The organism is Micromonospora sp. NPDC049275 (assembly GCF_043197115.1).
Classification (GTDB): Bacteria; Actinomycetota; Actinomycetes; order Mycobacteriales; family Micromonosporaceae; genus Micromonospora.
Genome location: NZ_JBICSN010000005.1, coordinates 131,350 through 148,128, shown reverse-complemented (window position 1 = coordinate 148,128; position 16,779 = coordinate 131,350). Strand labels below are relative to the sequence as shown.

At 72.7% G+C, this 16,779-nt stretch carries 17 protein-coding genes; 6 read left to right on the top strand and 11 right to left on the bottom strand.

The window, feature by feature from the left end; translation table 11 throughout:
• The 4 genes from ACGFIE_RS18005 to ACGFIE_RS17990 are packed head-to-tail and all read right to left on the bottom strand — an operon-like array spanning position 1 to position 3,515.
• Complete coding sequence (locus ACGFIE_RS18005; RefSeq protein ID WP_393295931.1) at positions 1-633, bottom strand: response regulator; 633 nt, start codon at positions 631-633, stop codon at positions 1-3.
• Positions 630-1,772 carry a histidine kinase gene (locus ACGFIE_RS18000; RefSeq protein ID WP_393295929.1) on the bottom strand — a complete coding sequence of 381 codons (1,143 nt, stop codon included), beginning with the start codon at positions 1,770-1,772 and terminating at the stop codon, positions 630-632. Before ACGFIE_RS18000 ends, ACGFIE_RS18005 begins: the two co-directional genes overlap by 4 nt.
• Positions 1,773-1,798: 26 nt before the next feature.
• Positions 1,799-2,614 (bottom strand): ABC transporter permease, encoded by an 816-nt coding sequence (locus ACGFIE_RS17995; protein ID WP_393295927.1) that lies wholly within the window; start codon positions 2,612-2,614, stop codon positions 1,799-1,801.
• Position 2,615: 1 nt separating this feature from the next.
• The gene (locus ACGFIE_RS17990; RefSeq protein WP_393295925.1) at positions 2,616-3,515 is read right to left on the bottom strand and encodes an ABC transporter ATP-binding protein; all 900 of its coding nucleotides are present in this window, start codon (positions 3,513-3,515) and stop codon (positions 2,616-2,618) included.
• Between the two features lie 190 nt (positions 3,516-3,705).
• On the opposite strand from ACGFIE_RS17990, the gene ACGFIE_RS17985 reads away from it, so the two are divergent.
• Together ACGFIE_RS17985 and ACGFIE_RS17980 are read left to right on the top strand one after the other, a co-directional pair.
• Complete coding sequence (locus tag ACGFIE_RS17985) at positions 3,706-4,560, top strand: alpha/beta hydrolase (RefSeq protein ID WP_393295923.1); 855 nt, start codon at positions 3,706-3,708, stop codon at positions 4,558-4,560.
• 149 nt (positions 4,561-4,709) lie between these two features.
• The gene (locus ACGFIE_RS17980; RefSeq protein ID WP_393295921.1) at positions 4,710-5,855 is read left to right on the top strand and encodes a site-2 protease family protein; all 1,146 of its coding nucleotides are present in this window, start codon (positions 4,710-4,712) and stop codon (positions 5,853-5,855) included.
• 86 nt (positions 5,856-5,941) lie between these two features.
• Here the strand turns inward: ACGFIE_RS17980 and ACGFIE_RS17975 are convergent, their stop codons facing one another.
• Positions 5,942-7,219, bottom strand: coding sequence for an FAD-binding protein (locus ACGFIE_RS17975; protein WP_393295920.1), 1,278 nt, complete (start codon positions 7,217-7,219; stop codon positions 5,942-5,944).
• Positions 7,216-8,067: a hypothetical protein gene (locus ACGFIE_RS17970; RefSeq protein WP_393295918.1), complete on the bottom strand. Its 852-nt coding sequence runs from the start codon at positions 8,065-8,067 to the stop codon at positions 7,216-7,218. Before ACGFIE_RS17970 ends, ACGFIE_RS17975 begins: the two co-directional genes overlap by 4 nt.
• A 20-nt stretch (positions 8,068-8,087) precedes the next feature.
• Here ACGFIE_RS17970 and ACGFIE_RS17965 point away from each other — a divergent pair, with 20 nt between their 5' ends.
• Positions 8,088-8,510, top strand: a complete 423-nt coding sequence (locus tag ACGFIE_RS17965) for a hypothetical protein (RefSeq protein ID WP_393295916.1) — start codon at positions 8,088-8,090, stop codon at positions 8,508-8,510.
• A gap of 20 nt (positions 8,511-8,530) precedes the next feature.
• Here the strand turns inward: ACGFIE_RS17965 and ACGFIE_RS17960 are convergent, their stop codons facing one another.
• From ACGFIE_RS17960 to ACGFIE_RS17950, 3 genes are all read right to left on the bottom strand, one after another.
• Entirely contained in the window at positions 8,531-9,460 is a 930-nt protein-coding gene (locus ACGFIE_RS17960) for an LLM class F420-dependent oxidoreductase (RefSeq protein WP_393295914.1), read from the bottom strand.
• 176 nt (positions 9,461-9,636) lie between these two features.
• Positions 9,637-10,671 carry a hypothetical protein gene (locus ACGFIE_RS17955; protein ID WP_393295912.1) on the bottom strand — a complete coding sequence of 345 codons (1,035 nt, stop codon included), beginning with the start codon at positions 10,669-10,671 and terminating at the stop codon, positions 9,637-9,639.
• Entirely contained in the window at positions 10,671-10,940 is a 270-nt protein-coding gene (locus ACGFIE_RS17950) for a hypothetical protein (RefSeq protein WP_363683476.1), read from the bottom strand. Before ACGFIE_RS17950 ends, ACGFIE_RS17955 begins: the two co-directional genes overlap by 1 nt.
• A gap of 604 nt (positions 10,941-11,544) precedes the next feature.
• Here ACGFIE_RS17950 and ACGFIE_RS17945 point away from each other — a divergent pair.
• On the top strand, positions 11,545-12,747 hold the full coding sequence (locus tag ACGFIE_RS17945) for a hypothetical protein (RefSeq protein ID WP_393295910.1): 1,203 nt from the start codon (positions 11,545-11,547) through the stop codon (positions 12,745-12,747).
• A 58-nt stretch (positions 12,748-12,805) separates the two neighbouring features.
• Here the strand turns inward: ACGFIE_RS17945 and ACGFIE_RS17940 are convergent, their stop codons facing one another.
• Both ACGFIE_RS17940 and ACGFIE_RS17935 read right to left on the bottom strand, forming a co-directional pair.
• Positions 12,806-13,597, bottom strand: a complete 792-nt coding sequence (locus tag ACGFIE_RS17940) for a class I SAM-dependent methyltransferase (protein ID WP_393295908.1) — start codon at positions 13,595-13,597, stop codon at positions 12,806-12,808.
• 44 nt (positions 13,598-13,641) lie between these two features.
• Positions 13,642-14,196: a Uma2 family endonuclease gene (locus ACGFIE_RS17935; protein ID WP_393295906.1), complete on the bottom strand. Its 555-nt coding sequence runs from the start codon at positions 14,194-14,196 to the stop codon at positions 13,642-13,644.
• A 109-nt stretch (positions 14,197-14,305) separates the two neighbouring features.
• Between ACGFIE_RS17935 and ACGFIE_RS17930 the strand changes: the two genes are divergently transcribed.
• Positions 14,306-15,250, top strand: coding sequence for an RNA polymerase sigma-70 factor (locus tag ACGFIE_RS17930; protein WP_393295904.1), 945 nt, complete (start codon positions 14,306-14,308; stop codon positions 15,248-15,250).
• 83 nt (positions 15,251-15,333) lie between these two features.
• Complete coding sequence (locus ACGFIE_RS17925; RefSeq protein WP_393295902.1) at positions 15,334-16,521, top strand: NAD(P)/FAD-dependent oxidoreductase; 1,188 nt, start codon at positions 15,334-15,336, stop codon at positions 16,519-16,521.
• Positions 16,522-16,779: the final 258 nt, after the last annotated feature.

Sequence of the window (16,779 nt, the reverse complement as noted above, 5' to 3'; positions counted from 1 at the left end):
TCAGTCGCCGAGCAGCCAGCCGTTCTGCTCGGCGATGCGGACTGCCGCCGCCCGGTTACGCGCGCCGGTCTTGCCGATCGCCGCCGAGAGGTGGTTGCGCACCGTCCCCTCGGACAGGTGCAGCGCCTTCGCCAACTCGGCGACCGCGCCGCCGGCCCGGGCCGCCCGCAACACCTCGGTCTCCCTCTCGGTCAGCGGGCTCGCCCCGGTGGCCAGGGTCTCCGCGGCCAGCGTCGGGTCCACCACCCGCAGGCCGGCGTGCACCCGGCGGACCGCGTCGGCGAGCTGCCGGGCCGGGGTGTCCTTGACCACGAAACCGTTCGCGCCGGCCTCCATGGCGCGGCGCAGATAGCCGGGCCGACCGAACGTGGTCACCACCAGCACCCGGCAGGCCGGCAGCGCGGCCCGCAGCGCGGCGGTGGCGGCGATCCCGTCCAGGCCGGGCATCTCCACGTCCAGCAGGGCCACGTCGGGGGCACTGCGGAGCGCCTCGGGCACCACCTCGTCGCCGCGGCCGACCTCGGCCACGACGGTCAGGTCCGGCTCCAGCGAGAGCAGCGCGGCCAGCGCGCCCCGCACCAGCGCCTGGTCGTCGGCGAGCAGCAGCCGGATCGGCGGGGACGCCGCGCTCACCGGGCCTCCGCCGGGGCGTGCACCCGCAGCAGGAAGCCGCTGCCGCCATCGTCGGACCGGCGCCCCACGGTCACCACGGCGTCCAGCCGGCGGGCCCGCTCCCGCAGGCCGACAAGCCCGTACCCGGCGGCATCGGCGTCCGGCGTGGACGGCCCCCGGCCGTCGTCGCTCACCTCGACCCCGTCCGGGCGCACCCGGATCGTGCAACACCGCGCGCCGCTGTGCCGGACCACGTTCGTCACCCCTTCCCGTACCGTCCAGCCGAACAGCCGGTCCCACTCCCTGGGCAGCTCCGGCACCTCGGCCGGCAACTCCGCCGCGATGCCCGCAGCGGCGAGGGCGGACCGCGCGCCGGCCAGCTCCCCGGCGAGGGTGACCTCCCGGTACGCCCCGACGGTCTGCCGCACGTCGGCCAGCGCCGCCCGCGCCAACCTCTCCACCTCGGCGATCTCGGCGGCCGCCCGGGCGGTGTCGACCTCGATCAGCCGCCCGGCCAGCTCGGCCTTGATCGCCACCACGGTCAGCGAGTGCCCGAGGATGTCGTGCAGGTCGCGGGCGGCGCGGGCCCGCTCCTCGGCGACCGCGAGCCGGCCGATCTCCTGCTGGGCGGCCCGGAGTTCGCTGTTTCGCTGGGCGAGACGGGACACGCCGAACATGGCGAACGAGGCGAGCACCACCGCGACGGTGACAGTGCTCTCCCCCGTCCAGCTCGGCACCAGCCAGGCGCCCACCAGGGGAATCAGTGCGCAGAGCGCCACGATGACAAGCGCCTGCGTCGCCGACAGCAGGAACACCGCGGACGCGGCCACGAACACAAGCGTGGCCGTCCAGTCCCCGGCGGTGCCCGGGATGCTGGCCAAACCAACCGCCACCAAGCCCAACAGCGCGATCCCGGCCCGTCGTGGCGGAATCGGTTGAAGGTGCTCACGCAGGTGACGGGCCCACTGGAACAGCAGCACGTAGCCCAGGCCGAAGACGAAGAGGGTGACCACGCCGACGATTCGCCGCCACGGCTGCGCCTGGTCCAGCGCCGTGGAGATCGGCACGTTGAGGAAGAACAGCCACACGGCGGCCAGCAGCCAACCGGTGAACCGCCATCGGCGGCTCACCGGTCGGGGCTGACCCGTCAGGGAGTCCATCGGCTTAACGCTAGCGGTCGCGGAAGTCAGACCCGAGCGGTGTCCCGGCGGAACAGCCGGGCCGCGCCGATGCCGAAGGCCAGGGTCCAGAAGACAATGTTGGCCAACCCGGCCATGCTGACCCCGTCGCCGGTCAGCGGGGCGCGAGCCAGCTCACCCATGCCGTACACGGGGGTGAACTTCGCGGCCTGCTGGAGCACGTGCGGCAGCACCTCGACCGGCACGAACAGGCCGCCGAACATGGCCAGCACCGCCAGGATCGGCCCGATGAACTGCATGACGTTCTCGGCCGGCACCAGGTAGCCGATGAACAGACCGAATGCGGCGAAGACCAGCGAGCCGATCCACGCGGCGAGCCCGGACAGCAGCCAGACGTACAGCGGGAGGCGGACACCGGCCGCGGCGCCCACCACGAACTCGATGACGACCGCGAGCAGGCCGAGGGTCATCGCGGTGGCCACCTTCGTGGCCACGTAGGCGGGCGGACGCAGCGGGGTGAGCCGCAGCTGCCGGCTCCAGCCCAACGCCCGCTCGGTGGCCACCGCGCCGCCCGCGCTGGTGGTCGCCACCATCGCCGCGTACACGGCGAGGCTGATCATGACGTACGCCGTCACGGGCCGCCCGTTGTCAAGCATCTGCCCCCGCTGCGGCAGGCCGAAGATGAGGAAGAAGACCGCCGGCATGATCAGCGTGAAGGCGAGCGTACGGCGGTTGCGCAGCACCCGGCGCAGCTCGATGCCGAGGACGGCCGGGGCGAAGCCACCCATCGCGGGCAGCCGACGGTCGGGCTGGTCGGGTCGATCGGTGCGGGTGACGGCGGGGGTGGCCGGCAGGGTGGACATCTCAGGCTCCGATGCGCTCGGTGGTCAGGGCGAGGAAGGCGTCTTCGAGGTTGCGGGAGGTGATCTCCACGTCCCGGGCAGCGGTCCGGGTGAGCAGGTGGCGGGCGATCGCGTCCGAGTCGCCGGTCCGCACCAGCACGCTGTCGCCGCGTACCTCCACGGCGTCCACGCCGGGCAGCGCGGCCAGCGCCGCCTGGTCGGCGCCGGGCAGGGTGGCCCGCACCGTACGGCCGGCGGCCAGGTTCTTGATCTCCGCGGTGGTGCCGTCGGCGACGATTCGTCCCTGCCGGACCAGCACGATCCGGTCGGCGTACGCGTCCGCCTCGTCCAGGTAGTGGGTGGCGAAGATGACGGTCCGGCCGTCGCGGGCGTCGCGGCGCAGGGCCTGCCAGAAGTCCCGGCGGCCCTCGACGTCCATGCCCGTGGTCGGCTCGTCGAGCACCATCAGGTCCGGGTCCGGCAGCAGGGCCAGCGCGAAACGCAGCCGTTGCTGCTGGCCGCCGGAGCACCGCCCGACGATCCGGTCGGCGATGTCGGCGATGCCGGCGCGCTCCAGCACCTCGGCGGCCGGGCGGGTGTGCCGGTAGAAGTGGGCGGTCATCCGCACGGTCTCGCCCACCGTGAGGTCCTTGAGCAGCCCGCCGGTCTGGAGGACGGCGGCGACCCGACCCCGGGCCACCGCCTCGTCGGCGGTGCCACCCAGGATGCGGACCGTGCCCGCGTCCGGGCGGGCCAGGCCGAGCAGCATGTCGATGGTGGTGGTCTTGCCCGCCCCGTTGGGGCCGAGGAACGCCACCACCTCGCCGGGCTGCACCCGCAGGCTCAGCCCGTCGACCGCGGTGACCGTACCGAAGGTCTTGGTGAGGCCGTTCAGCTCGACGGCCGGATGCGTACTGGTCATGGCATAGATGCTCCGGCGTCGGGGGCCGGGGCTCCCGGAGCGGCCGTCACGTTCCGGCCGTGACATTTGTCAGGGGCAATGCGCCGTCGCCGCGCGGTGTCCGCGCCCTCCGGCCGGGCCGCGAGGGGAGGAATTCCGGGCGCGGCAGCGGGTAAGCGCGCGGCCGGACACGCGACACCGGGAGGACGCGATGGGTGCCACGCCGCAGGGTCGGGTCGACACGGTCGTGCTGATCCACGGACTCTGGATGACCCCGCGCAGTTGGCAGGGGTGGATCGAGCGGTTCACCGCGCGCGGCATGCACGTCATCGCCCCCGCCTGGCCCGGGATGGACCGGTCCGTGGAGCAGTTGCGCGACGATCCCACCCCGATCGCCCAGCAGAGCATGGCCACGATCGTCGCCCACTACGACCGGATCATCCGGGCGCTGCCCCAACCGCCGATCATCATGGGGCACTCGTTCGGGGGCCTGTTCGCGCAGGTCCTCGCCGACCGCGGCCTGGGCGCGGCAGTGGTCGGGGTGCATCCCGCCGCCGCGAAGGGGGTGCTCAAGGTGCCGTTGAGCCAGTTGCGCTCCGGCTTCCCGATCCTGCGCAGCCCCGCCAACCGGAGCAGGGCCGTCCCGTTCACCGCGGACGACTTCGCCTACGCCTTCGGCAACACGATGAGCCGCGCGGACTCCGACCGGGCCTGGCAGCGCTACGCCGTCCCCGGCGCCGGTCGGGTGTTCTTCGAGGGCGCGTTCGCCAACCTCGACCCGCGCTCACCCGCCCGCGTCGACGTCGGGCGCGACGACCGCGCGCCGCTGCTGCTGATGGCCGGCGGAGAGGACCACGTGGTGCCGGCGTCGGTGGTCCGCGCCAACGCGGGCCTCTACCAGAAGTCCCGGGCTCTCACCGCGTACGAGGAGTTCCCCGGCCGGTCGCACTTCACGGTCGGGCAGGACGGCTGGGAACAGATTGCCGACTACGCGCTGGACTGGGCGCTGCGCGCGGCGGCGCTGCCCCGGGAGGCGACCATCACCAGCGAAGCCCCCCGCCGCTGACCCGGCGACCCACAGCAGCACGATCTCGTCTTCCATGAAGTCGGGGCATTCCTGACGCCAGGACACGCCGACTTCATGCAACCGGAGTTGATCACAGCGACGTGCTCATTGCTCGGCATGTGCGGGGCTGAGCGGGGTATCTCGGTGGGATGAGGGCCAGTTTCCGGCTTGGCCGGATCGCGGGGGTGCCGGTCGGCGTCAACTGGAGCGTTCTGGTCATCTTCGCGCTCATCGCGTGGGGGCTGGCCGCGAACCAGTTCCCCCGCTCGTACCCCGACCGCTCGCCGGTGGCGTACACAGTCGCCGGTCTGGCCGCGGCGGTGGTCTTCTTCGTCGGCCTGCTCGCCCACGAGGTGTCGCACGCCGTGGTGGCCCAGCGCAACGGGCTGACCGTCGACGGCATCACGCTCTGGCTGTTCGGCGGGGTGGCCGAGCTGCGGGGCGAGCCGCGCGACCCCGGCGCGGAGCTGCGGATCGCGGGTGTCGGTCCGCTGGTCAGCCTGCTGCTCGGGGCTTTCTTCGGTGCCATCGCGTTGCTGCTCGCGCTGGCCGGGCAGGGTGGGCTGCTCTTCGGCGCGATCGCGTGGCTGGCCGGCATCAACGTGCTGCTGGCGGTCTTCAACGTGCTTCCGGCCGCGCCGCTGGACGGGGGTCGGCTGCTCCGGGCCGCGGTGTGGAAGGCCACCGGCGACCGGGCTCGGGCCTCCGTGGTCGCGGCGCGCGCCGGCTGGGTGCTCGGCGCGCTGCTCATCGGCCTCGGGCTGTGGCAGTTCCTGTCCGGGGTCGGCTTCGGTGGGCTCTGGCTGGCGCTGATCGGCTGGTTCCTGATCGGCGCCGCCGGGACGGAGGAGCGGCAGGCCCGCGCCGGAAGCGCGCTGCGCGGAATCCGGGTCGCCGACGTGATGACGCCGCAGCCGCAGACCGCCTCGGCGGACATGACCGTCGCCGACTTCGTCGACCACTACCTTTTCGCGTACCGGCACTCGGCGCTGCCGCTCACCGAGGAGGGCCGGCCGACCGGTCTCGTGACCCTGGACCGGGTCCGGGGCGTACCGGCCGACAGGCGGGCGTCGACCACGCTGGCCGAGGTGGCCTGCCGGGCCGACCAGCTGGTCCTCGCGCAGTCGGGGGAACAGCTCAACGACCTGCTGCCCCGGCTCAGCGAGTGCGCCGACGGCCGCGCCCTGGTGGTGAGCGACGACGGTCGTCTGACCGGGATCGTCTCCCCCAGCGACATCAGCCGTGCCGTCCAACACGGCAGCCTGCGCACCGCCACCCCAACCCCATCCCGTTGATCATGAAGTTATTGCCCCGACACGCCGGGCAGGGTGGCAATAACTTCATGATCAACCGGGGCGGAGGGGTCCGGAGGCGGGTCGGGTCAGCGCGGGAAGTAGCGGTCCAGCAGGTCGGTGCGGAACTTCCCGGTCGGGTCCAGGCGGGTCAGCAGGGCGGCGAAGTCGGCGTGCCGGGGGTAACGGGTGGCCAGCTCGGTCGGGTCGGTGACGAAGACCTTGCCCCAGTGCGGTCGGGGCGCGAACGGCGCCAGGCGCTCCTCCACCTCGGCGAGCACCGGCAGCACCGCGGCGGCGTCGTCGACCCAGGTGAAGTGGACCACGAAGCTGTCCCGCCCGTGGTTGGGGCTGAGCCACAACTCGTCGGCAGCCACCGTCCGCAGCTCGCAGACCTGCAACAGCGGGGCGATCAGGTGCGCCACCTCGGCCAGTGCGGCGAGCGCCTCGGCCGCCGCCGTACGCGGCAGGTGGTATTCGGACTGAAGCTCGTCACCGCTGCTCGGGGTGAAGCCGAGCTTGAAGTGCGGCAACCGCTCGTGCGACGGACCCGGGACGCCGAGCTGCGGGGTGCAGTTCTCCGCCGGCATGCCGAGCACCGGGTGTCGCGGCTGGTCGGCGGCCGTGGTGCCGAGCCAGTCCGCCTCCGGCGGGGGCTGGTCCGCGAGCTGCTTGCGCCACACCTCGCGCAGCCGCGGCGTACGCCAGTCGGTGAACACGCTCACGCTGTACGCCGAGTCGAACGCCTCGTCCAGCGCCTCGGCAGCAAGGTCGAGGCGCACGTACTGGCGCAGCTCGAACGCCGGCACCAGGTCCAGGGTGACCCGGGTGACCAGGCCGAGCGCGCCGAGCCCGACCACCATGCCGGCGAACGTGTCGCCATCGGTGTCGCGGTCCACGCGCGTCAGCTCCCCGTCGGCGGTGACCAGCTCCAGGGCGGCGACCGAGGTGGCCAGGTTGCCGTGGACGGGGCCGGAGCCGTGGGTGGCGGTGGCCACCGCGCCGGCGACCGAGATGTGCGGCAGCGAGGCGAGGTTGGCAAGCGCGTACCCCTGCGTGTGCAGGTGCTGGGCGACGTCGCCGTAGCGCAGCGCCCCGGCGACGGTGACCCGCCCGCGCTCGGCGTCGACCTCGATGGTCGGGGGCAGGCCGGCGAGCGAGACCAGGTCTCCGGTGGTGTCACCGAGGCGGTTGAAGGAGTGTCCGGTGCCCACCGCGCGGATCCGGGAGCTGCCGGCGACCAGCCGGCGCACCTCGTCGACGGTGGTGGGGCGGTGGAACTGCCGGGCGGCGTAGCGCACGTTGCCGGCCCAGTTACGGCGGGGCACGTCGGTGCTCGACGTCAGGTGCTGGTCCTGCGCGGTCATGCGGTGCTCTCCCGATCGGTGGACTGATGGTCGGCCAACGCGGCGACGAGGGCGCCCAGAACCGTATCCGTCTGGAGCGCGCCGTAACCACGTTGGGCGATCGGCAGCCCGGCGGCCACGGCGCGTTCGATCTCACCCCGGGCCGCCTGCCGGGTCGCCGCGTCCCCGGACAGCAGGGCGTCCTGTCCGCGTCGGATCAACCGGTCGACCCGGTCCATCTGATAGCCGCGCAGGCCGACGGGCAGGTCCGGGGCGGCGAACGCGGCGCGGCGCAGAGCGAGCAGGTCGACGAAACGGTCCCCGGCGCAGCGGGTGAGCGCGGCGGCCACCTGCTCGGGCTGCTCCCGGACCTGGTCGAAGACGAGCAGCTCGATGGCCGGCCGGCCGTCGATCGGGTGGCGGGCGGTGACCGGGTCGAACGTCACCCCCGCGGCGGGCACCAGCAGCAGGCGCGGCGGTGTCGAGTAGCCGTCGCGGCGGGGCGGCTCGTCGAGGACCAGCGCGTCGACCTCGGCCCACCGGATCTCCCGGCGCAGACCGGGCCGCCGGATGCTGAGCCCGTCCGGGGTGATCCCGAAGCGGAACGGCCGCACCGCGCTGACCAGCGCCACCGCGCCGAGCGCGATCGCGCCCACGGCGATGATCGTCCGTAACAGGGCGCCGTCGCTGGGAAAGGCCAACAAGAGCACTCCACCGAGTACGCACGCCAGGGCGAGCATCCGGGCCCCCCGGCTCCGGCGCAGCTCCACGCTCGAACCCCCGTTCATGACCGTGGCGTCGGTCCCCGCATCCTCCGACAGACCGGGCGCTACGGACACCGGACGATCGGGCACGGTTGTTCTCGTCATCGTCGGGGAACCCTACGCGCATGAGCAGCTATCGTGATCCGGCCCCGCGGGGCGACGTCTTCCCGTCGGAGGAGGAGCTGGACCCGACCGGCAGCGCGGTCGAGGCGGCCAGCGCCCCGCCGGGCGCCCGGTTGTCGAGCCACCCGTCGCCCACACCGGGCCCCCGTCCGACGCCGGCCCCCGCGCCCGCGCCGACGCCCGTTCCGGCGCCCGGTCCACCGCCGCGCGAACCCGCCGCCGGGCCACTGTCGATCGTGACGCGACACCTGGACGGCTCGGTCGAGGTGGTCACCGACCTCGACGGGGACGGCCTCGCCGACGTCGTCCAGATCGACGTGGACGGCGACGGCGTACCGGACATCACCTATGTGGACAGCGACCGGGACGGCCGGCTGGACACCGTGCTGCGCGACACGGGCCACCACGCCCACCACCGCGCCTGACGCGACGGCCGGGACCGGGCTCAGAGGTTGGCCATGACCTCGCTGGCCACCAGGTCGAGGTGGTCCAGGTCGGTCAGGTCCAGTACCTGGAGATAGAGCCGCTGGCTGCCGATCTTCGCGTACCGGCCGATGGTCTCCAGGACCTCGTCGGGCGTACCGGCGAGACCGTTGGCCCGCAGTTCGTCCGGCTCGCGGCCGATGGCGGCGGCCCGGCGGGCCACCTCGGCGTCGTCGCGCCCGCAGCAGAGGACCAGGGCGTTGGACCAGACCAGGTCGCCCGGGTCCCGACCGATCTCGGCGCACGCCGCGCGGACCCGTTCGAACTGCGCCGCGGAGTCCGACACCGAGGCGAACGGGAGGTTGAACTCGTCGGCGTAGCGGGCGGCCAACCGGGGCGTACGCTTCGGGCCCATTCCGCCGAGCAGGATCGGCGGGCGGGGCTGCTGCACCGGCTTGGGCAGGGCCGGGGAGTCGCTGACCGGGTAGTAGCGGCCGGCGTGGTCGAACCGCTCCCCCGCCGGCGTGGACCACAGCCCGGTGATGACGGCGAGCTGCTCCTCCAGCCGGTCGAACCGCTCGCCCAGCGCCGGGAACGGGATGCCGTACGCGGTGTGCTCGTCGGCGTACCAGCCGGTGCCGATGCCCAGCTCCACCCGGCCGCCGCTCATCTGGTCGACCTGCGCCACGGTGATCGCCAGCGGGCCGGGCAGCCGGAACGTGGCGGCGGTCATCAGCGTGCCGAGCCGGATGCGGGTGGTGTCGCGGGCCAGGCCGGCGAGCGTGGTCCACGCGTCGGTGGGGCCGGGGTCGCCGCTTCCCGCGCCCATCCTGAGGTAGTGGTCGGACCGGAAGAACGCGCCGAAGCCGGCGTCCTCGGCGCGGCGGGCCACCGCGAGCAACTGGTCGTAGCTGGCACCCTGCTGGGGCTCGGTGAAGATCCGCAGTTCCATGGTCCGAGCATAGGTAGCCGCACCCGGCGCAGCTCGCGCAGTGGGCGCCTAGGCCAAGAACATCGGCTGGGCCGAGCTGCGCGACACGTACGCCAAGCGGTTCGGCGAGGGCTGAGCGGCCCCCGCCGGCCTGCGCCGGCGGGGCCCGCGGTGGCGGTCAGACGTCGCCGGACCGATCAGACGTACGGCGGGGTTGCATACGCCGCTCGCAGTGCGGCCAGCCCGGTCTCCTTCGGGGTCAGGGTGCCCCAGCCCGAGTTGAAGTAGTTGGTCCGCGCGATCCAGGGCGCGCCCTCGGCGTTGAGCTGAATGATGGCTGCCGGCACGGTCGCGATCCAGGCGGCCTGGTTGGGGATCTCGGCCACCCGTACTCCCCATTCGGCGATCAGCACCGGACGGGACAGGGCCACCGGGCCGAGGTCGGCCACCGCCCAGTCCTTCGTCCTGCGGAAACGGGCCAGCGCGGTGTGGCTGGCGTTGGTGGCGTACGCGTTCCACTGCAGGAAGTCCAGCCGCGCCATCAGCTCCTCCGGGTGGATGCGGCGGAAGCAGTCCCGGTTGAAGCCGGCGATTCCCACCGAGAAGGTCGTCCCCCCTGGCAGTGTGCGCGCCTTGAACCAGGTGAGGATGTAGTTGACGGCCTGCACGGCGCGGGCATCGGACTGCGCCCAGGTGTACGCCACACCGGCCTCGGTGGTGCCGAACTCGTGGTCGGTGTCGAACTCCGAGGCGAGCTGGATGTTCACCCCGAAGCCGAGCGTGCGGTACTGGGACAGGGCACGGGCGAACAACCCGTCGCACTGGCCGTTGACGACCTGGCCGTACCCGTACGCCTTCGGCCAGGTCGTGCCGGGACGCTGCAGGATGGTCATCGACGGCGCCGGCACGGTGTAGGTGGTGCCGTCCACGGTGAAGGTCTGCGGCCCGTCCGGGGCGCCGTAGTGCTTCAGCTCCAGGACCATGTTCATCATCACCCCGGACTGGCCGAGAGTGATCAGCCAGGGCCGGTTGTAGCCGGGGAAGATGTACGCGTCGGCGAAGCTGCGGTACTGGGTCAGCGAGCGGAAGTTGCCGCCTGCCATGTCGGCGGTCGGGTCGGCGCCGCCGGACAGGTAGTAGCCGCCGAGCACCGGTCGGCGGATCGTGTAGTCAGCGGTTGCGGTGGCGGTGTGGCCGCCGGCGTCCCGCACCGAGACGGTGACGCGGGCCATCACGCCACCGACCGGTACACGGCGACGGCGCCGTTGTCGGAGACCCGGGCCCAGGCGCGCCCGGAGTCATCGGTGACGGTCAGGGTGAGAGGGTCGATGACCACTGTGGTCTTGACCGGCGCGCTGCTGTTGCCCTTCGCGTCGGTGATCACGATGGTGACGGTCAGCGGTTGGGTGTCGGCATCGGAGTAGGTGACGGTCAGCAGCATCTGTTGTCCCGGTGTGAAGACCGATCCGTTCAGTGCTGCGGTCACGGTGGGAGTGGCCATGTCGGACCCTCTCTGATTGGTCGCCGGAGCGGGGCGCGGTTGAGCGACGCCGGTCCCGGCGGTGGTGCACGGATGTGCAAGAGGAAGCCGGGACGATGGCGTGACCCGAGGCGACGCCTTGAAGGTCCCGATAGGCGGTGGCACTGCTGCGGGCGCCCGTAGCGGTGTCGGCGGCAGCCGTGGCCGGGCCGTAGACGTCGGCTGGCGGGCTACGCCGTGTCGGCCGCGTCGGCGGGGCCGGGCTGGGTGGTGGCCTCGTCGGTGCGGACGATGCTGTCCGCACCGGGCCGTGGGATTCCGATGCGTGGCTCGCTATCTGTACCCTTCCCACCTGCCCTAACAGTGCTCTACCAGGGGCTTTGCCGTCTTGTCAGGTTGGCGACACCGCGCCCGCCGCCCCGGGGGCGGACCCGGCCGATGTCCTGCGCGACGGTCGGGCGGTGCGGCGCGTCGTACGGCGAAGGCGCGGACACATTCGTAAACTTGGACCGCAACTCGGCTGGATTGTGACGGTTTCCGCTGCGGATACCATGCGGTCGTCTCCGTCAGGCGCGACCCGAAAAGGTGCCGAGTGCTCAGGACGGCGAGAAGAGTCAGCACGACGATGAGCATCTGGCGGCAGGGCCTCTGGCGGTATCGCCTGACCGCCGCCGGCGTCGGCCTGGCGGTCCTGAGCGCGGCGACCGCGGCACAGAGCCCACCGCTGGCGCTCAGCGTCGGGGCGGCCACGGCCGGTGTCCTGGTGTCGACGCTGGAGATCCTCGCCAACCGTCGGCGGACCCGACAGTTCCGCTTCCACCCCCGCGACGGCGACGACTACCGGGACGTCGCCGAGCAGGTCTCCGACCCGAAGCGGGTCCTGACGAGCGCCCACAGCACAGGCGTCGTCCCCACCGCCGAGAGTGCTCGCCTACGCGGCCAGCGAATCCGCTGTGTCGTGTCGCCGACGAGCTACGTCCTCGGACGGGACCTGCGGCGCTGGTCGTTCGACTTCCTGGCCCGGCACGCCCGCACGGCCACCATGTACAACGGGGCCGCGCTAGGCCTCGCCGACGACCTGCCCACCGGCGCCGACGACCCGGTGGTCACGCTGCGACCGGCGCAGTACTTCGACTTCTTCTGCAGCAACCTCCTCGCCCCCTACGACGTCTACGAGGCGGGCCGGGACACCCTCGCCATGCGCGGGCGGGACCTGCTCCTCGACCATCGCAAGCGGCTGCGGAGATTCGCCGACAGCCGGCTGGCGAACGTCGTGGGAATCTCCACGGTGGCCTTCACCATCGACGGGCGGCTCCTGCTCGTCGCGCAGACCCGGGACAACGTGGGCAGCCCCGGGCTCATCGCCCCCTCCGGCTCCGGTTCGCTGGAGCCGCAGGACGCGGCGGCTACGGTCGCCGCGCCCAGCCTCCAGGAGGTCATCGTCGCCGGCGCGCTGCGGGAGCTGCGCGAGGAGTGCCACCTCGAACCACACGAGATCGCCGAGAGCGCGGTCCTCGGCTTCGGGCGCTGGATGAGCCGCGGTGGCATGCCCGAGTTCTGCACCGTCACGCTGCTCAAGGTCACCGCCGAGCAGGTGCTGCGCCGGGCCGTCCGCTGGAACGAGCGGCCGTACGTGGGTGAGGTGCTGGCGGTGCACGTCCCACCCACAGGCGAGTGGGACCCGGACGCCCCACTGGCGCTGTTGCCGGCCGAGAACAGGCACAGCGCCTCGTGGCCGCTGGCGTTCAGCCTGTCCTGCCTCACGGACTGCATGACCGACGAGACGTGGCCGCAGCGTGCCGCCCTGACGGCAGTCGTCGACCAGTGACGGGTGACCGGTCCCCCGGAAGGGGTGACCCGGGGGTGGCGTGCACTCGACGCCTTCGTCAGCGGGCCGTGCTCCGCACGGCCCAGGCCCGCGCGGTGAGCCGGATCGAGCCGTCCGGCTCGGTCGGCAGCCGGGCGGCCAGCAGGTCCCGCAACGCCTCCCGCTCCGGCTCGCCCAGCGAGGTGACGTACGACGGTGCGCTGCCCTGGCCCCCGAGGAACGGCCGCCAGTAGTCGGCGAAGTCGGCGAAGACCGTCGGCACGTCCACCGGCCGGACCGACACCTCCCCCAGACCGGCGTCCACCCACAGCTCCCGCAGGGCGTCCGGCCCGGCCACCGTGCCGCGATTCGCCTCGTCCCGCGCCGCCGAGGCCGGGTCGAGCTGCGTTGCGGCGGCCCAGAAGTGCCGCATCATCGCCATGCCCTCCGCGTAGTCCCACACGTACGCGGCCACCTCCCCCGCCGGCCGGACGACCCGGGCGAACTCGGCCACCGCCCGCGCCGGCTCGGGCACGAAGTTGAGCGTCAGCCCGCTGACCACCACGTCGACGGCGCGGTCGGGTATCGGCAGCGCGCGGGCGTCACCGACGTGGAAGCCCGCTCGGGCGTCCTCGACGCGGGCGCGCGCCTGGGCGATGAAGCCCGCCGAGGGATCGATGCCGGTGATCCGGGCGGGATCCGCCTCGACGAGGACCGTCGAGGTCAACGCGCCGGTGCCGCAGCCCACATCCAGCCAGCGCCGCCCGGGTGGCACCGCGAGCCCGCGCACGAAGTCGGCCGCGACCAGCCGACTCCACCGACCTACGTACGCCTCGTACGCGTCACCGTCCGCCCACACCGGGTGCGCCATTCCGGCACCATACGACAGGCGGGACGGCCCCACGGCCCAGACGCTCAGTCGAGATGGTCCCCGGGAGCCGTCTGGAGCAGCCACGCCAGCGGCATCCGCGCGCACTCCTCGTACGACCCGTCACCACCCAGCCGGTGCAGCGTGACCGTCTGCGCGCCGTCGCGGTCCACCACCCAGTACTGCGGAATGCCCGCCGACGCGTACTCGCGGACCTTGGTGACCGAGTCCATCGCCTCCGAGCCGGGCGAGACGATCTCCACCACGAGCACGATCTCCGTCACCGCGGCCCAGACGCTGCGGCTCGGTGGCTTGCGCCACACGCTGAGATCGGGAATCCGACCGCCGTCGCCATCCGGGCCCGGGATTCGCACACCGGCGACCTGGAGCACCTGCTCGGCGGGCCACCCCGCCATGATCAGCCAGGCGAAGAGCCGGCTGGCGATCATGGCGTGGTCCGAATCGGGAGGCGGCATGACCGACAGGACCCCCTCGGGGCTGGTCTCGTAGCGGTGGCCGTTCGGATCGGCGGCATTCATCGCCGCCACGTCGTCGAGCGTCACGACGGCGGGCATGTGCATGCCGACGGCCTCAGCGCTCATACGCCTCATCCTAGGCGACAAGCGTTGGCAGCTCGGGTAGGTCACCTCCTGACGCTCGGGGAGGGAAACCTGGACATCGCCGCGCGACGGAGGTGGCTAGTGTCGAGCCATGTCGCTGAGTCCGGACGACGTCGAGGTGTTCGAGCGCTCCCGGGCCCGCCTGGAGGCGATCGCCTACCGGCTGCTGGGCTCGACCAGTGACGCCGAGGACGCGGTCCAGGACACGTTCCTGCGCTGGCAGGCCGCCGACCGGAAGCACGTCGAGACGCCGGAGGCGTGGCTGACGAGGGTGCTCACCAACCTGTGCCTCAACCAGCTCACCTCGGCGCGCGCCCGGCGGGAGACGTACGTGGGCACCTGGCTGCCCGAGCCGGTCCTCGCCGGGGACCGGATGCTCGGCCCGGTCGACTCCGTCGAGCAGCGCGAATCGGTCTCGATGGCGGTGCTCACCCTGCTGGAGAGGCTGTCGCCGAACGAGCGCGCGGTGTACGTGCTGCGCGAGGCGTTCGGCTACGCGCACGCTGAGATCGCCGAGATCCTCGGCGTGACCGAGGCGAACTGTCAGCAGCTCTACCGGCGCGCCAAGCAGCACGTGGGCGCCGACCGGGTTCGCGTCGAGGTCGACGGCGCCGCCGCACGGAGGATCGTGACGGAGTTCCTCACGGCCGCCAACAGCGGCGAGATCCAGCGGTTGGTGCAGTTGTTGACCGACGACGCGACGAGCGTCGGTGACGGCGGCGGCAAGGTCCCGGCCCGGACCACGCCGATCGCCGGCGCGCTGGCGGTGGCGAAGTTCCTGCGTGGCCTGTTCCGGCCGAGCGACGTCAAGCGGAACCTGGTGGGCGGCAGTCCCGCGCTCTACGCCGAGGTCGTCAACGGCGGCCCGGCGGTGGTGGTGGTGACCGACGGCCGGGTCGTCGGCGTCATGTCCCTGGAGGTGACACCCGAGGGTGTCGCGGCCATCCACACCCAGGTCAACCCGGACAAGCTCGAACGCGCCACCCGCCAGTGGTCCGCCGCCGAGCACGGGGAACCACTCCTGCACGTCTGGTGACCCAGGTCATAGCCGACTCCTGTCAGCAATCACGTCGCTGTCCGGTTCAGGAGGTGACCACCCACCGAGACAGGAGCGTCACCATGAAGCATCGCATCGTCGTCCTCGGGGCCGGCTACGCCGGAGCGATAGCCGCCGGACGTCTCGCCAGGCGGCTGCACCCCGACGACGTCGACATCACAGTCGTCAACGCCGCCGGCGACTTCGTCGAGCGGGTCCGCATGCACCAGCTCGCCACCGGGCAGGACCTCACACGCCACGAGCTGAGCGAGGTGTACGCGGGCACCGGCGTGCGGGTCCGCCTCGCCCGGGTCGGCGCCGTCGACGTCGAACACCGGACCGTCGCGGTTACCGACGAGCGTGGCGCCGATGAGCTCGCGTACGACACTCTCGTCTACGCCCTCGGCAGCGCCGCCGCCGACCACGGTGTGCCCGGCGTCGCCGAGCACGCGTACGACGTCTCCGGCCGGCCGTCGGCGCTGCGGTTGCGCGACCGCCTCGCCCACCTCGCGGCCGGCGGGACCGTGCTCGTCGTCGGCGGGGGCCTCACCGGCCTCGAAGCGGCCACCGAGATCGCCGAGGCCCGCCCCGACCTCGACGTCGCGATCGCCGCCCGCGGCGGCCTCGGCGACTGGCTCAACGAGAAGGCGCGACAGCACCTGCGGGGCGTCTGCGACCGGCTCGGCATCACCGTCCACGAGCACACCGACATCGCCCGGGTGGAGGCGAACGGCGCGGTCACCGGCGACGGTCGGGCCATCCCCGCCCAGGTGACAGTGTGGACGGCAGGCTTCGCCGTCCATCCCATCGCCGCCGCCACGACCCTGACGGTCGCGGCCACCGGTCAGATCCTCGTCGACGACACGATGCGCTCCGTGTCGCATCCCGACGTGTACGCCGTCGGCGACGCCGGACTCGCCGCCGGGCCGGGCGGCAGGCCGCTGCGGATGTCCTGCGCCTCGGGAACCCCGATGGCCTGGCAGGCCGCCGACGCCATCGCCGCGCGCCTGACCGGTCGGACGAGGATCCCGAAGGCCCCGCTGCGCTACTTCAACCAGTGCATCAGCCTCGGCCGCCGCGACGGCATCATCCAGTACGTGACCGCCGACGACCGCGCCAAGCCGGCCCTGCTCACGGGGAGGTTGGCGGCCCGCTACAAGGAGGTCGTCTGCAAGGGCGCGGCGTGGAGCATCTCCCACCCGATCTTCTATCCGGTGCGCCGCCGCCGCGTCGCGTCGATCCGGCCGGAGAGCCTCGCGACCACTTCCTGACTCGACGGTTGTAGGGGTGGAAGCCCGCCGGCATCAAGGGCCGAGCCGAGATGATGCCGACGGGCCACCGGTGGATGGCGTCGGTCAGCCGTGGCCCCAACCGGACGTCACCAGAATGGGCTCCGGGGCGAATGAGATATCGCTGGCCTGGGCTGGCGCAGCCATCCCGCCGACCGCCAGCATGGCTCCGACTGCCATTGCATAGATAACACGACGGATTTGCATAAGCACTCCTTCTCGAGCCCGGGAACTGCCGTT

What these genes read in the sequence shown, in the direction of transcription:
- ACGFIE_RS18000 (WP_393295929.1), bottom strand. Translation starts at nt 1,772, where the DNA reads ATGGACTCCCTGACGGGTCAGCCCCGACCGGTGAGCCGCCGATGGCGG.
- ACGFIE_RS17995 (WP_393295927.1), bottom strand. Translation starts at nt 2,614, where the DNA reads ATGTCCACCCTGCCGGCCACCCCCGCCGTCACCCGCACCGATCGACCC.
- ACGFIE_RS17990 (WP_393295925.1), bottom strand. Translation starts at nt 3,515, where the DNA reads ATGACCAGTACGCATCCGGCCGTCGAGCTGAACGGCCTCACCAAGACC.
- ACGFIE_RS17985 (WP_393295923.1), top strand. Translation starts at nt 3,706, where the DNA reads ATGGGTGCCACGCCGCAGGGTCGGGTCGACACGGTCGTGCTGATCCAC.
- ACGFIE_RS17980 (WP_393295921.1), top strand. Translation starts at nt 4,710, where the DNA reads ATGAGGGCCAGTTTCCGGCTTGGCCGGATCGCGGGGGTGCCGGTCGGC.
- ACGFIE_RS17975 (WP_393295920.1), bottom strand. Translation starts at nt 7,219, where the DNA reads ATGACCGCGCAGGACCAGCACCTGACGTCGAGCACCGACGTGCCCCGC.
- ACGFIE_RS17970 (WP_393295918.1), bottom strand. Translation starts at nt 8,067, where the DNA reads ATGACGAGAACAACCGTGCCCGATCGTCCGGTGTCCGTAGCGCCCGGT.
- ACGFIE_RS17965 (WP_393295916.1), top strand. Translation starts at nt 8,088, where the DNA reads ATGAGCAGCTATCGTGATCCGGCCCCGCGGGGCGACGTCTTCCCGTCG.
- ACGFIE_RS17960 (WP_393295914.1), bottom strand. Translation starts at nt 9,460, where the DNA reads ATGGAACTGCGGATCTTCACCGAGCCCCAGCAGGGTGCCAGCTACGAC.
- ACGFIE_RS17955 (WP_393295912.1), bottom strand. Translation starts at nt 10,671, where the DNA reads ATGGCCCGCGTCACCGTCTCGGTGCGGGACGCCGGCGGCCACACCGCC.
- ACGFIE_RS17950 (WP_363683476.1), bottom strand. Translation starts at nt 10,940, where the DNA reads ATGGCCACTCCCACCGTGACCGCAGCACTGAACGGATCGGTCTTCACA.
- ACGFIE_RS17945 (WP_393295910.1), top strand. Translation starts at nt 11,545, where the DNA reads ATGAGCATCTGGCGGCAGGGCCTCTGGCGGTATCGCCTGACCGCCGCC.
- ACGFIE_RS17940 (WP_393295908.1), bottom strand. Translation starts at nt 13,597, where the DNA reads ATGGCGCACCCGGTGTGGGCGGACGGTGACGCGTACGAGGCGTACGTA.
- ACGFIE_RS17935 (WP_393295906.1), bottom strand. Translation starts at nt 14,196, where the DNA reads ATGAGCGCTGAGGCCGTCGGCATGCACATGCCCGCCGTCGTGACGCTC.
- ACGFIE_RS17930 (WP_393295904.1), top strand. Translation starts at nt 14,306, where the DNA reads ATGTCGCTGAGTCCGGACGACGTCGAGGTGTTCGAGCGCTCCCGGGCC.
- ACGFIE_RS17925 (WP_393295902.1), top strand. Translation starts at nt 15,334, where the DNA reads ATGAAGCATCGCATCGTCGTCCTCGGGGCCGGCTACGCCGGAGCGATA.